Genomic DNA, 13,709 nt, shown 5'->3' with positions numbered 1-13,709 from the left:
GAAATCTACACCTTTAGAAACGAGTATTAAGAAAACTCCCTTCGCTCGATTGTCACAGAGCAGAGGGAGTTTTTTATTTACACAAGGATAAATTCGTAATTATGCTTTAATGAAGGTTGGATCTTCGAACGGTTCCGCAATCCAGCCATTTTCTTCAATGAACAAGCGGACTGCTACGATCTTTTGATTCTCCATTAAAGTGAAGAAGTGAGGTATATTTTCGGGTACGGAGATAACGTCCCCCGGTGAAAGCTCTACGTTAAAATAGTCGATCTCTTCAGGTCCTTTAATAATAAAGATGCCTTTACCAGCGATAATGGCACGGATTTCATCCTCGGTATGGGTGTGAATTTGCTCAAACTTGGCTAGCAACTCGTCCAAATTCGGCGTTGCTTCAGATAGAGTGATAACGTCCCATATTTTATATCCGCGACGTGCGGCTAAATCCTTGATTTCGGGTTCAAATGTTTTGAGAACAGCGGCCTTTTGATCATCTGTTAAGGTAAAGTTCTCTTGCAGCTCCCCGGACAATTTGGAAGCATCCCAATGTTCATACAATATCTCGTGACTCTCCAGAAATTCACGTACTTGTTCTTCACCGCTAATTCTTTCATTCGTATTACGTATTAAGATTTCGGCCATGTATTTATCCCCTCTTTTCCACTTGGATTAATGTTATATAAAGAATACCATGTCTTGAAACGTTGTACAATACAGGATTTCAACATTTTATAATGCAAATGAACATAGCTAAAGGATGCAGGGTTAAGTACGTTTAATAATGCTACAAACTATAAAAATGGATAAGAGAAGTCGTTTTTACAAAGAACAACCTGTATAAAACGTATGTTTTTACTTCAATCTATCTAAATGATACGGTTTCTGCTAAACTAGGATTTAACGTTTTGCGGGGGTGAAGAAATTTGGATAAAGTTAGCTTGCAGGATGCATTACAACGAAGAATACTCCTTCTTGATGGGGCCATGGGCACCATGATTCAACAGGAAGACCTTTCCCCCGATGATTTTGGTGGGGAAGAGCTGGAGGGCTGTAATGAAATGCTGGTCTTAACGAGACCGGATGTCATTCAAGGGATTCATGAAGCATACTTGAAGGCCGGAGCAGACCTAATTGAAACGAATACATTTGGAGCAACATCCGTCGTTTTGGCGGATTACGATATACCAGAACGTGCCCGTGAAATTAATCTGGTGGCGGCCAAGCTGGCGCGTAACGCGGTGGATAAATACAGCACTGCGGACAAGCCTCGTTTTGTAGTAGGAGCTATGGGCCCAACCACGAAAACCTTGTCTGTCACAGGCGGTGTTACATTTGCTGAGCTGATTGACAGCTATCAAGAGCAGGCCTTGGCACTTATTGAAGGCGGCGTGGATGTACTCCTTTTGGAGACCTCACAGGATACGCTTAACGTCAAGGCTGGAAGTATCGGAATTCGGCAGGCTTTTGAGCAGACAGGTATCGAGCTTCCGCTAATGATTTCAGGCACGATTGAGCCTATGGGAACGACGTTGGCCGGACAAAATATCGAATCCTTTTCCATATCACTGGAACACTTACATCCAATTTCGATTGGGTTGAATTGTGCTACGGGTCCAGAGTTTATGCGTGATCATATTCGCTCTCTGTCTGAAATGTCCTCTGCAGCTATTAGCTGTTATCCAAATGCGGGCTTGCCCGATGAAAATGGCCAATACCATGAATCGCCTGATTCATTAGCACGTAAAATGGCTGCTTTCGCTGAAAAAGGCTGGTTGAATATTGCTGGGGGATGTTGTGGTACCACGCCTGAGCATATTCGAGTTATGAGTGAAAGTATGTCGCAGTTTGAGCCGCGTCCGCTGGTAGGTCATCATCCTCCTGCCGTATCAGGCATTGAGCCTGTATATATTGAACAGGACAATCGTCCGTATATGGTTGGTGAGCGAACAAATGTTCTTGGCTCCCGCAAATTCAAGCGTTTGATTGTGGAAGGCAAATATGAAGAGGCGTCTGAAATTGCCCGTGCTCAGGTAAAAAGCGGAGCGCATGTCATTGATATTTGTGTGCAGGACCCGGACCGCGATGAAATGACGGATATGGAAGCGTTTTTGAAACTGGTTGTAAACAAGGTAAAAGTACCTTTGGTGATAGATACAACGGATATTAAAGTCATTGATAAAGCACTTCAATATTCGCAAGGTAAGGCGATTATTAACTCCATTAATCTGGAGGATGGTGAAGAGAAATTTGAGAACATGGCTCCTCTTATTCATAAGTACGGCGCAGCTGTTGTTGTTGGTACGATTGATGAACGCGGACAGGCTATTTCACGTGAGGATAAGCTTGAGGTAGCTAAACGTTCTTATGATCTGTTGGTGAACCGTTACGGTTTGGCAGCGGAGGATCTAATTTTTGATACGCTTGTATTTCCAGTAGGAACAGGTGATGAGCAATATATCGGTTCAGCTAAGGAAACGATTGAGGGTATTCGCATTATTAAAGAGGCGCTTCCCGGAGTGCATACTATCTTGGGCATCAGTAACGTTTCTTTTGGTTTGCCGGAAGCGGGTCGTGAAGTGCTCAATTCCGTCTACTTATATGAATGTACCAAAGCAGGTCTGGACTATGCGATTGTAAACACTGAGAAGCTTGAGCGTTATGCATCCATTCCAGAGCATGAGCGGAAACTTGCGGAAGACTTGATCTATAAAACAAATGACGATACTTTATCCGCTTTTGTAGCAGCTTTTCGTAACAAGAAAGTGGAGAAAAAAGAAAAGATATCAAACCTTTCGCTCGAAGAAAGACTGGCTTCCTACGTAGTGGAGGGAAGTAAGGAGGGACTCATTCCGGATCTGGAGCAAGCGCTTGTGAAATATTCTTCGCTGGAGATTATTAACGGCCCGCTGATGAAGGGGATGGAGGAAGTAGGACGACTGTTTAACAATAACGAATTGATTGTAGCAGAGGTGCTGCAAAGCGCTGAAGTGATGAAGGCGTCCGTGGCTTATTTAGAGCCGTTCATGGAGAAGAATGAATCCTCAGTAAAAGGTAAGATTTTGTTGGCTACAGTCAAAGGTGATGTGCATGACATTGGTAAGAATCTGGTGGAGATTATTCTATCCAACAATGGTTACCATATTGTGAATCTGGGTATAAAAGTACCACCAGAACGCATTATTGAGGCTTACCGTGAAGAAAAGGCCGACATGATTGGCTTATCCGGGTTGCTTGTTAAATCGGCACAACAAATGGTGCTGACCGCACAGGATTTGAAAAATGCGAATATTGATATTCCAATAATGGTGGGTGGAGCTGCTTTAACACGTAAGTTCACTAAAAATCGTATCCGTCCTGAGTATGATGGTCTGGTTGCCTATGCAAAGGATGCTATGGATGGCCTAGATATTGCCAATAAGCTTATGAATCCTGAGTCCCGTAAAAAAATGGCCGAGGAGATGGAGGCTGAGCGAGAAGCTGAAGCGGCAATCGTCGTGGAAGCCAAGCCGCTCCCTAAACTCACTCGAGCTGTGCGCTCTAACATTGCTCAGGATCTGCCCGTCTATATTCCACCAGATACGGATCGCCATGTACTGCGTAACTATCCACTGAATTATATTTTGCCTTACGTGAATATGCAGATGCTAATGGGGCATCATCTTGGTTTAAAAGGCAATGTTGAGCAGCTGCTGGCTTCGGAAGATCCGAAAGCGATTCAGTTGAAGGAAACCGTGGACAGCATCATGTTTGAAGCTGTGACAGACGGAATCATCCAGGCACATGCCATGTATCGTTTCTTTCCAGCGCAGTCGCAAGGGAATCAAATTCTGATCTATGATCCGTCGGATGTGAGCAAGGTACTGCACACATTTACATTTCCGCGCCAGCAGGTAGAGCCTTATCTGTGTCTGGCTGATTTCTTGAAATCAGTGGAATCCGGAGTTATGGACTATGTGGGTTTCATGGTCGTTACAGCTGGTCATGGGATTCAGCAGATATCTACCCAGTGGAAAGATAAAGGGGATTATCTGCGCTCGCATGCACTTCAAGCGGTAGCACTCGAAGTAGCAGAAGGGTTAGCGGAACGGCTTCACCATATTATCAGGGATAGCTGGGGTTTTCCGGACCCTGCCGATATGACAATGAAACAGCGGCACGGTGCCAGATATCAAGGCATTCGGGTATCCTTTGGCTACCCTGCATGTCCAGATCTGGAGGAACAGGGGCCGTTGTTCCAGTTGTTAAAACCTGAGGATATTGGCGTTGAGCTGACGGAAGGGTTTATGATGGAACCGGAGGCTTCTGTATCAGCCATGGTGTTCAGCCACCCTCAGGCGCAGTATTTTAACGTCGAAAAGGTTTAACACCTTTATCAGATGGGATAGCAAATACCCTCCGAGCTTCGGAGGTTTTTTGCTGGTCAGCAGGAAGAAGGTTAATGTTATGGAATTTTATTTTCTCGGTACAAATGCAGGGGTGCCTACGATTCAGCGAAATGTAACGTCCATCGCTCTTCGTTTGCTGGAAGAACGAAGAAGCATGTGGCTGTTCGACTGCGGTGAAGGCACTCAACAAGAGGTATTGCGTTCGCCGCTCAAACTAAGCAGACTTGAAAAAATATTTATCACCCATTTGCATGGGGATCATCTTTTTGGTCTGCCGGGGCTGCTGTCGAGCAGAGCGTACCAGGGGGGAACGACACCACTGACGGTATATGGACCGCCTGGAATCCAGCAATATATCGAGCTATCTTTAGGGATCAGCCAATCGCGTATCAATTACCAACTACATATTGTGGAGCATACGGGCGGGGTTCTGTTTGATGACGGACAATTCCGGGTAGAGTCAGCTTTGCTGGATCATCGGATCGACAGCTATGGCTACCGAGTTGTAGAGATGGATAAGCCCGGTAAGCTTAACCAAGAACTGTTGGAGCGATATGGAATCAAGCCCGGCCCGGTGTACGGTAAGTTAAAGCGTGGGGAAAGCGTGGAGGTAGAGGGTGGAGTTATTTTGCACCCTCAGGATGTTTTGGGTTCGCCGAAAAAGGGGCGTATCATCACGATTTTGGGGGATACGAGACCTTGCCCGAATACGGTAGTGCTGGCTCAAGATGCAACTGTCGTCGTTCATGAAGCCACTTTTCTGCATGAACTGGCAGATACAGCGTACGAGTATCATCATAGTACGGCGCTTCAGGCAGCGGAGGCTGCAAAAGCCGCAGGTGCGGGTCAGCTAATCATGACACATTTTAGTTCTAGGTATAAAGATCAGGAGCAGCTTCAGCCATTGCTGGAGGAAGCGCGAAGCATATTTCCCAATTCATTGCTTGCGGAGCAGCATGTGTTGTTACCGGTACCCGATATCGGTTAATAAACGATTGGAGAAAGATATGTGCATGGGTACCGGGGCTTGCTCCGGTGCCTTTGTTTTTCACCGAAATTATTTTCCGGGAAAGCGCAGGATGCGACAAGAGATGAGAACCCGTACACGGTGGTGGGGATGAATTTGTTCTACCACATATGGAGGTATGTCATATTCGCGTTTCTATATATCGAATTTAAAGGATTTTATGTCTTGAGCATGATCAGGAAATACAGAAGATTTCCTTTGAGGAAATAGCGCCTTCGATGGATTTCGACGAAGATGTGAACTTATGTCATGTGAAAGCGACGGCTTTTAGCGAGGAATGGCGCTATTTTGCACGGTTTACCAGCAATTCATGGACTTCATAAGCATTTTTGACTTAAGATAGATGGGATGAATGGAGACAGCCGATTATTTTATAACCTGAATCATTAAGGTGGTTAAATAAGAAGGAGAACATCGTTCATAGGATGAATTATAATTTTCAATGCTATGATGTGAATGGATTTGAAGTGGGGGAGGGGATTGCGATAAAATCGTTACTAATTGATCTGGATGGAACCCTTTATCATGGAAATCGGATGATCAAGGGTGCGGATCTGTTCATATCCCGATTGCGTACAGACCAGATACCTTATGCTTATGTTACAAACAATGCTTCACGCACACCCGAATCGGTGGCTGAGCATTTGGTTGGTATGGGAATTAAAGCGGCCAGCCATGAAGTATATACTTCGGCGTTAGCAGCTGCACAATATGTAGCACAGCAAAGTCCTGGAGCTCGTGTATATTGTATTGGTGAGACAGGATTACGTGATGCACTCACAGGAGCCGGTTTGCAGCTTGTTGAGAACCATCCTGATTATGTGGTGCAGGGGATAGATCGTCAATTTACATATGATGCGCTGGCCGCTGCCATGCGTTGGATTCGGGAAGGAGCCACTTTTATTTTGACAAACCCGGATCTCCAATTGCCTTCACATGATGGGCTAACGCCAGGAGCAGGTACGATTGGAGCAGCAATTGAAGCGGCTTCACAGGTAAAGCCTATTGTCATCGGTAAGCCTTCAAGCGTATTGATGAATTATGCACTGAACCGCTTAAACATTAGGGCGGATGAAGCTCTGGTTGTGGGCGATAATATGCTTACAGATATTGCGGCAGGTGCAGCAGCAGGTTGTAAAACAGCTCTGATCCTGTCGGGCGTGACGACCCGCGCTAATATGGACGAGCATGTGCGTACCGTTGGAGTAAAACCTGACCTGATGTTTGAAAATCTCGCTGAATTGCAGGACTGGATGAAAGAAGAGCTGAGATAATAGAAAAAAGTATATGCCTTAGAAAACTTGCGAGCATTAAAAGCTATGTAGCTACGAAAGGAAAGATGTTGATATGCCGGAACTTCCTGAAATGGAAAACTACAGAATCTTATTATCCAAACAAATTTTGGACATTCCGATTACTGGAGTGACGGTTAGCCGTGAAAAGTCCATTAATACTGAAGTGGAAACGTTTGAGAAGCAATTGCTCGGAACGACCGTTGTATATTTAGAGCGTCGAGGCAAGCATTTGATTTTTCATTTAAACACGGGCGGACGGCTCGTACTTCATCTGATGTTGGGAGGGCTGTTATTTCTGGGAACGGAGGAGCAGCGTCCAGATCGTACAGTTCAGATCGAATTAGATTTTAGTGGAGTAAAGCTTTATTTTATCGGACTGCGCTTAGGTTATCTGCACTTGCTGACGGCTAAAGAAACAGAGGAGGCTTTGTCAGACCTGGGACCTGACCCGTTAGACCGCCGCATGACGTTGGAAAAGTTTACAGCACGGCTGAAGGGACGCCGGGGGATTTTAAAAACAACACTGGTGAATCAGCAGATTTTTTCAGGTATTGGCAATTGTTATTCGGACGAAATTGCTTATATCGCCGGATTTACACCGGGTTCCAAAGTACAAAACATTGTGCAGTCGCCAGAAAAAGTGGAAAAGCTATACCATGCCACTCAATCCGTACTACGTGAAGCTACTGCGGAAGGCGGGTACATGGAAATGCCTCTAATGGAGGGAGACACGCTAACAGGTGGATTTGATCATCAGTGTCGAGTATATGACCGCGAAGGAGAAGAATCTCCAAGTGGCGGAAAAATTGTAAGGGTTGAACTGGCGGGGAAAAAAGCATTTTATTGCCCGGTACAGCAGCATGATGCCTAAATTGCTCATCGGCTCCCATGTGAGTACGCGTGGTGGCTTTTTCAAAGCCGCTATGCGTGCGCGAGAGCAGGAGGGGCGTTCATTTCAATATTTCCCGAAAAATCCTCGTAGTCTGAGACTGAAGGAATGGAGTGCTACTGATGCTGCTGCTTGCAACGCTTACTGTGTAGAGCACCAGCTTCAATCCATTGCTCATTCGCCATATCCCGTTAATCCGGCTCATGGGTCTGAGCGTGGTCAGGAACTTTATGAGCTGACGATTGCTTCATTACGCAATGATCTGGATATTGCTGAAGCCTGTGGGTCAAAAGGGATTGTCGTTCATTTTGGTCACATGCATTCGTTAGACCCTCTAGAGGGCTATCGTAACATCATTAACTGTTTTAATGATGTGCTGGAAGGCTGGCAGGGAAATGCTAAAATATTGATTGAAAATCAGGCGGGGGATCATGGACCTATGGGAACCACGCTTGAGGAAATGGTGCAAATCCGTCAGTTGTGCCGGTATCCTGACAGTATCGGCTTTTGCTTGGACACTTGTCATGCGTATGCAGCAGGATTGTGGAACGGTGGAATGGACGAGGCTTTGATTGATAAAGGAAACCGTCTCGGCTATTGGTCAGCTCTATGCGGAGTTCACTTGAACGATTCTAAATACCCGTATGGCTCTAAAAAAGACAGACACGCTCGTGTGGGGCAAGGTTACATTGGTACTGAGGGCATGCGCTGGATGACAGATCAGGAGGCTGTAAGAGGCATTCCTATCGTTTTGGAGAGTGAGACGGGACCTGATGGAACACATCAGGAGGATATTCAAATGATTCTAAGCTGGGAGTAAATCAATCTGATTGATAATAACTATCTTTGAGGCATGTGAGCTTGCATATATGGGAAAAGGAGGAGAAGTTGATGTATTTGTTTATGGACGATTATCGGCCTTGTCCTCCGGGCTTTAAGCTGGCAAGAGATGCGGAAGAGTGTCTGCTGCTGCTTCATGAATATCCTATTACGATACTATCGCTAGATTATGATTTGGGTTCAGGTCAACCCACGGGAAAAGATGTGGCTGCTGCTATCGCAGGGAAACGGTTATATCCGTGTGAAATTTACTTGCATTCCTCCAGTCCAGAGGGGCGGCGAGCCATGTATGAGCTGCTCTATGCGAATAAGCCAGAGGGAGTCACCGTGCATAATGGGCCCATACCCGAGGAGCGTATGCGAGAGATCAGAAAAGGGTCTGAACAATGAAAGAGATCGGACAAAAAGACGCGCGCCGTGCCATATGGGAGGGATGCAAGCTGGCTTTGTTTGTGTACACTCCCATGTGCGGAACATGCGCGGCTGCCCGTAAGATGCTGGAGGTAGCAGAGCATTTGCTCCCCGAAGGAGCAGTGGTGCAGAGCAACATTAACTATATTCCTGAACTGGTACAGGAGTACCGGATATCCAGCGTTCCCGCGCTTCTTATATATAATGGTGAAAACAATAATCCTGAAATCATCTACAAAATGGAATCTGTAGAACACTTGCTGAGCAAAATAAGGAGCGTGATGGAATGATATCCATGAAGAGCATTACGTTGCAGCGGGAAGAAAGACGGATATTGGACGATGTAAGCCTGGATATACGAGAAGGTCAACATTGGGCTATTCTGGGTCGCAATGGTTCCGGTAAAACAACTTTGCTGGAAATGATGACAGGGTATATGTTTCCAAGTCGTGGTACGGTTGAAGTGCTTGGGCAAATGTATGGTCAATGTGATGTGCGGGAGGTCCGCAAGCAGATCGGATATATCAGTCAGACCTTATTGGAAAAGCTGGCGCTAAAAGATCCAGTTTGGGAAGTAGTCGCTACAGGTGCGTATGCTTTTTTGCGCTTTTATCAGGAAATTCCAACAGAGGCAAAAGAAAAGGCCATATCTTTGCTGGAGGGTATGAATTTAGGTGACTTGATTCATCATCCGCTGGGGACGTTATCTCAAGGAGAACGTAAAAAGGTGATGTTGGCCCGCTCACTGATGGCGGAACCCCGTCTGCTAATTATGGACGAGCCTTGTGCTGGGTTGGATCTATTTGAGCGGGAAAAAATGCTGGTCGAGATTGATCGGCTCCGCAAGCGGGACTTATCAGTGGTCTATGTGACTCATCACATTGAGGAGATTGTCCCCCTATTTACACATGTTGCATTGATTCGTGATGGTAAGGTTGCAGCAGCTGGACCGAAAAAAGAAGTTTTAACGAAAGAATTGATTATGCACACATATGAAGTTCCGGTTGAGCTGGATTGGGATGGAGAACGTCCCTGGATTCGGGTGTGCGCTGGAGGGTAATGTTATTTTGGAGGAACTATATATGAGTACAGATGAACAAAGTGAATCTACTTTGTCATCATCAAGATTTATTTGTACGGCCAATCACGGTTTTGCACCCTATGCTCAAGAGGAGCTTAGAAGAATATTTGGCTCTGTGAAAAGTACGATGCTTTTACCTGGTGAAATTTTTCTGGCTACATTACCTGCGGAAGAAATTGAGGCAGTGAGGACAATTACAGGTCAGCCGCCGATGTTTTTACGTCACTTGTTTCCTGTTCATTTTCAGGAAGAAGGAACGGATCTGGTTCAGGTGCAGGAGCGTCTGGTTGCATTCATCCGTAACCGCAAGGAACTGATGGATCAACGTGTTTCTTTACAAGTGCGCAAAGGATCTAATAGCAGCTGGACTGAAAGCGCAGGTGCACTTAAGCAGGCTTTGAGTGAACAATTAAGTGATCTACCTATGGAGCAAACAGTACAAGGCGCCGATGTTATTGTGTCCGTTTTTGCAGATACAGATACGTGGTATGCAGGTGTATCACGTCCTGAGGACAACCTATCGGATTGGAGCGGAGGTGCGGTTCGTTTTCAGAAAGAAGACGGACAAATTTCCCGTGCCAAATTCAAGCTATTGGAAGCAGAAGTAACGTTCGGCATAGATTTTGGCGCTTTCCATCAGGGACTGGATATTGGGGCAGCACCGGGTGGATGGACTTCCTTCTTACTGGAGCGGGGACTGAAAGTTACTGCGGTTGATCCGGCAAAGATGGAGCCATCACTGATGAAGTACGCCAATCTGACTTTTTTGCGTAAAAATGCAAGTGAAGTCAAATTTAAAGAGAATTCGTTCGATCTGCTGGTTTGTGATATGAGCTGGAGTCCTAAGCAAATGGCAAGGCTTGTTACTGATTTACTATATAGTTTGCGAAGTGGTGGTACTGCTATCGTTACGGTCAAGCTAATGCATAAAAAGCCCTTGGCGCTCATTCATGATGTAATTGCTTCATTTGAGGAGTCCGGCATGCAGATTCAGCGAGCTAAGCAGCTATTCCATAATCGAGATGAGATTACCCTGTACATGATTAAGTATGGAAAATAACACTTTACAATAGATACAGGTGTGCTATATAATAAATCCAAATTGTTCCTTAAAAATAATAATGATGTTTAAATCAAGGGAAAGCATCCCGCGAAACGGTTTTCATGGCGACATGGAAATTTGATTTTGCGGCAGCTTTCCCTTTTTTGCGTTGTTTGCTTAAGAAAGGAGGTAGGAGAATAATGAAGCAACCATCACAGTTGGAATTCGGATCAATTGTTGGTGAGCGTTACCGTATTGTGCGCACATTGGGTTCGGGAGGAATGAGCCGCGTGTTCATGGCAGAGGATTTAAAACTGCCAGGCAAGCAATGGGCAGTGAAGGAGTCGGTTGCCGAGCCACAAGTGATGAAGCTTGTACGCACGGAGGCAGAGATGCTGATTTCACTAAGCCATCCACGTTTACCAAGAATTGTTGATTTTTTTGAGCATCCCCCATCTGGAGCGGTATACCTGGTTATGGATTACATCGAAGGAATTACGCTGGAAGCATATATGAAGGGCTACCAAGGCTATATTCCACAGGAGCAAATCGTCCCATTCGCTTTGCAGGTACTGGATGTGTTGGATTATTTGCATACCCGTCAACCACCAGTCATTTACCGGGATCTGAAACCAACGAATATTATGCTGACACCGGAAATGGAATTTATACTGATTGATTTTGGAATAGCGAGGAGCTACAAGGCTGAGCTGGATCAAGATACGGTAAAGCTGGGCACAGTGGGCTTCGCTGCCCCGGAGCAATATGGAGCAGGTCAGACGGATGCTCGTTCAGACTTATACAGTTTGGGAGCGCTGCTATTGTATCTCTGTACAGGAGGCAAATATAGCGAGTGGACTGCGGGAGTAGAAGGATATATACGCGGGGAATTGTCTCGTCATTTGATTCCAGTAATTCGAAAACTGCTGCGTGAGAATCCTGAGGAACGATTTCAATCCGCCGGGGAGGTCATTGGAGAACTGCGTCGCAGTGCTGATTTTCAACCTGCTCAACAAGGAATATCCGTTAATGATGCCTCAATGGATTATGCAGGTACAAGGGTAGTGGCTGTACTGGGTGTCTCTGCCGGCTCCGGTGCTACGCATACAGCAATTATGGTGAGCCACTATCTGGCTCGAAGATCCCGCTCCGTAGCTTTGGTTGAGCTGCACAGCACAGCCAAAGCATTTGCCCGACTTCAAGAAGTTGTAGAAGGCACATCCGTTGGACAAATGAGTTCAAGTCGGCGTTTTGAAGTCGATGGAGTACATTACTGGCGACAAACATCGCGTGCGGATGTCATTTCTTTGTTGGGTGGTTCTTACAGATTTATCGTACTGGACCTGGGGAGTGGGCAGGATAATGAACGTCTGGAAGAATTCTTGAGAGCCGATTATCCGCTCGTCGTTGGCTCAGGGGCCGAATGGAGGGTTCAGGATATAGCAGGGCTAACCCGATCTCTTCAGCGCCACCCACAGCACAAATGGAATTACTGCTTGCCATTGGCAACTTCGGAGGCGGTTCGCAGGCTTCGTAAGGAGCTGGATCACGATAAAGTATTTGCTCTACCGTTCCACTCAGACCCCTTCGAACGGGATGATGAGATGGATCAGGTGCTGGACGAGCTGTTTCGCGGAGTTATTCCAGACACCCGGAGAAGACGCTTCGCATTCCTTAAGCGACGGCGCTAAATAGAAAGTATATATCAAAAAGAGGCAGGGGAGAAGTTGTGTGTCCAAGCTAAGAAAAAGCAGTAAACAAAAACTGTATGCCGGTTGCATTGGCGCTGGGATTGTTGGCATTATCTTTGCCGGCTACCTTATGGTTAATATCCATCAAATGAATGAGGTTAGGAAACAGGCTGAGGTAGAGGCAGAACTGAAATGGAAAGTGTATGAACAAGAGCAACGAACCGCGAAAAAAGGCTGGGCGGTTGTCCGTGATATTTCTCCAGGTGAACAGATTGCATCTAATGATTTGAAGGGAATTAAAGTTCCCGGTTCTCAGGCTCCATCAAATTTGCTGGCAAATAAAAGTGAAGTTTCCGGAACCACAGCCAAGATTGAGCTTAAAAAAGGATCTGTGCTTACATCGTCTATGATTACTGCTGATGAACCCACACCTAAAGATTTACGCAACCGTGAGCTAAAGGTGGTGGTACTACCCAACAGTCTAAAGTCGGGGGACGAAGTAGATATCCGCATACAATTTCCAACAGGTCAGGATTACATTCTATTATCCAAAAAGAAGATTTCCCGACTGGAAGGTCCAATTGTCTGGGTCACTTTGAATGAGCAGGAAATATTATCGCTTTCGAGCGCGATTGTTGATGCCTATCTGCATAAAGCATCCATTTATGCTCTGACGTATGTCGATCCCCAATTTCAGCCTAAGGCAATCCCGACCTATCCACCTAACGCGCAGGTGTTAGCGTTAATGAATAGTGATCCGAATTTGATACACATTGCTGAACAAAAGCTGTCTAAGCAGCTGCGGGATTCCCTTGAAAAAGCAATTAGTTCATCAAACAGTGTAATTTCAACACCCGTGGAAAGAAGTCTGAGTGAGGAAATTGCAGCTCAACATGCGGGTGCTACTATAGAAAACCCAACAAGCGGGATTGATGTTACAAGAAATGAATATGAGAATGAGCAGGATCATCAAGAACAAACAAAGATTCTGACGCAGGGTGGAAGCTCTGACCCGTATGCCAAATAAATGAGAGAAAAGGAACGGAAG

At 45.7% G+C, this 13,709-nt stretch carries 12 protein-coding genes; 11 read left to right on the top strand and 1 reads right to left on the bottom strand.

What is annotated here, in order from left to right:
- Positions 1-99: 99 nt before the first annotated feature.
- Positions 100-642, bottom strand: a complete 543-nt coding sequence (locus MKX46_RS03605; protein ID WP_341070920.1) for a 1,2-dihydroxy-3-keto-5-methylthiopentene dioxygenase — start codon at positions 640-642, stop codon at positions 100-102.
- Between the two features lie 281 nt (positions 643-923).
- Between MKX46_RS03605 and metH the strand changes: the two genes are divergently transcribed.
- From metH to MKX46_RS03550, 11 genes are all read left to right on the top strand, one after another.
- On the top strand, positions 924-4,364 hold the full coding sequence (gene metH, locus MKX46_RS03600) for a methionine synthase (protein ID WP_340932365.1): 3,441 nt from the start codon (positions 924-926) through the stop codon (positions 4,362-4,364).
- 79 nt (positions 4,365-4,443) lie between these two features.
- Positions 4,444-5,373, top strand: a complete 930-nt coding sequence (rnz, locus tag MKX46_RS03595; protein WP_029517417.1) for a ribonuclease Z — start codon at positions 4,444-4,446, stop codon at positions 5,371-5,373.
- 464 nt (positions 5,374-5,837) lie between these two features.
- Positions 5,838-6,686 (top strand): TIGR01457 family HAD-type hydrolase, encoded by an 849-nt coding sequence (locus MKX46_RS03590; RefSeq protein WP_081317588.1) that lies wholly within the window; start codon positions 5,838-5,840, stop codon positions 6,684-6,686.
- Between the two features lie 73 nt (positions 6,687-6,759).
- Positions 6,760-7,578 (top strand): Fpg/Nei family DNA glycosylase, encoded by an 819-nt coding sequence (locus MKX46_RS03585; protein WP_025724124.1) that lies wholly within the window; start codon positions 6,760-6,762, stop codon positions 7,576-7,578.
- Positions 7,568-8,416 (top strand): deoxyribonuclease IV, encoded by an 849-nt coding sequence (locus MKX46_RS03580; RefSeq protein WP_185156338.1) that lies wholly within the window; start codon positions 7,568-7,570, stop codon positions 8,414-8,416. The genes MKX46_RS03585 and MKX46_RS03580 overlap by 11 nt, the downstream gene beginning before the upstream one ends.
- A gap of 71 nt (positions 8,417-8,487) precedes the next feature.
- Positions 8,488-8,826: a cyclic-phosphate processing receiver domain-containing protein gene (locus MKX46_RS03575; protein ID WP_341070919.1), complete on the top strand. Its 339-nt coding sequence runs from the start codon at positions 8,488-8,490 to the stop codon at positions 8,824-8,826.
- Positions 8,823-9,137, top strand: coding sequence for a thioredoxin family protein (locus MKX46_RS03570; protein WP_029517421.1), 315 nt, complete (start codon positions 8,823-8,825; stop codon positions 9,135-9,137). The genes MKX46_RS03575 and MKX46_RS03570 overlap by 4 nt, the downstream gene beginning before the upstream one ends.
- On the top strand, positions 9,134-9,907 hold the full coding sequence (locus MKX46_RS03565; protein WP_340932359.1) for an ABC transporter ATP-binding protein: 774 nt from the start codon (positions 9,134-9,136) through the stop codon (positions 9,905-9,907). Before MKX46_RS03570 ends, MKX46_RS03565 begins: the two co-directional genes overlap by 4 nt.
- 22 nt (positions 9,908-9,929) lie before the next feature.
- Positions 9,930-10,988 carry an SAM-dependent methyltransferase gene (locus MKX46_RS03560; protein WP_165146666.1) on the top strand — a complete coding sequence of 353 codons (1,059 nt, stop codon included), beginning with the start codon at positions 9,930-9,932 and terminating at the stop codon, positions 10,986-10,988.
- A gap of 179 nt (positions 10,989-11,167) precedes the next feature.
- Complete coding sequence (locus MKX46_RS03555; RefSeq protein WP_318627362.1) at positions 11,168-12,661, top strand: serine/threonine-protein kinase; 1,494 nt, start codon at positions 11,168-11,170, stop codon at positions 12,659-12,661.
- Positions 12,662-12,701: 40 nt separating this feature from the next.
- Positions 12,702-13,688 (top strand): SAF domain-containing protein, encoded by a 987-nt coding sequence (locus tag MKX46_RS03550; RefSeq protein WP_341070918.1) that lies wholly within the window; start codon positions 12,702-12,704, stop codon positions 13,686-13,688.
- The last annotated feature ends 21 nt before the right edge of the window (positions 13,689-13,709 follow it).

The sequence above is a fragment of the Paenibacillus sp. FSL P4-0113 genome (genome assembly GCF_038009305.1).
GTDB lineage: Bacteria > Bacillota > Bacilli > Paenibacillales > Paenibacillaceae > Paenibacillus > Paenibacillus polymyxa_D.
Note: the sequence above shows the minus strand (reverse complement) of the source record. Positions and strands in the feature narration are given on the sequence as shown.

Excerpts from the sequence above, each read along its gene's own strand:
- MKX46_RS03605 (WP_341070920.1), bottom strand. The coding sequence starts at position 642 with ATGGCCGAAATCTTAATACGTAATACGAATGAAAGAATTAGCGGTGAA.
- rnz (WP_029517417.1), top strand. The coding sequence starts at position 4,444 with ATGGAATTTTATTTTCTCGGTACAAATGCAGGGGTGCCTACGATTCAG.
- MKX46_RS03590 (WP_081317588.1), top strand. The coding sequence starts at position 5,838 with ATGAATTATAATTTTCAATGCTATGATGTGAATGGATTTGAAGTGGGG.
- MKX46_RS03585 (WP_025724124.1), top strand. The coding sequence starts at position 6,760 with ATGCCGGAACTTCCTGAAATGGAAAACTACAGAATCTTATTATCCAAA.
- MKX46_RS03580 (WP_185156338.1), top strand. The coding sequence starts at position 7,568 with ATGATGCCTAAATTGCTCATCGGCTCCCATGTGAGTACGCGTGGTGGC.
- MKX46_RS03575 (WP_341070919.1), top strand. The coding sequence starts at position 8,488 with ATGTATTTGTTTATGGACGATTATCGGCCTTGTCCTCCGGGCTTTAAG.
- MKX46_RS03570 (WP_029517421.1), top strand. The coding sequence starts at position 8,823 with ATGAAAGAGATCGGACAAAAAGACGCGCGCCGTGCCATATGGGAGGGA.
- MKX46_RS03565 (WP_340932359.1), top strand. The coding sequence starts at position 9,134 with ATGATATCCATGAAGAGCATTACGTTGCAGCGGGAAGAAAGACGGATA.
- MKX46_RS03560 (WP_165146666.1), top strand. The coding sequence starts at position 9,930 with ATGAGTACAGATGAACAAAGTGAATCTACTTTGTCATCATCAAGATTT.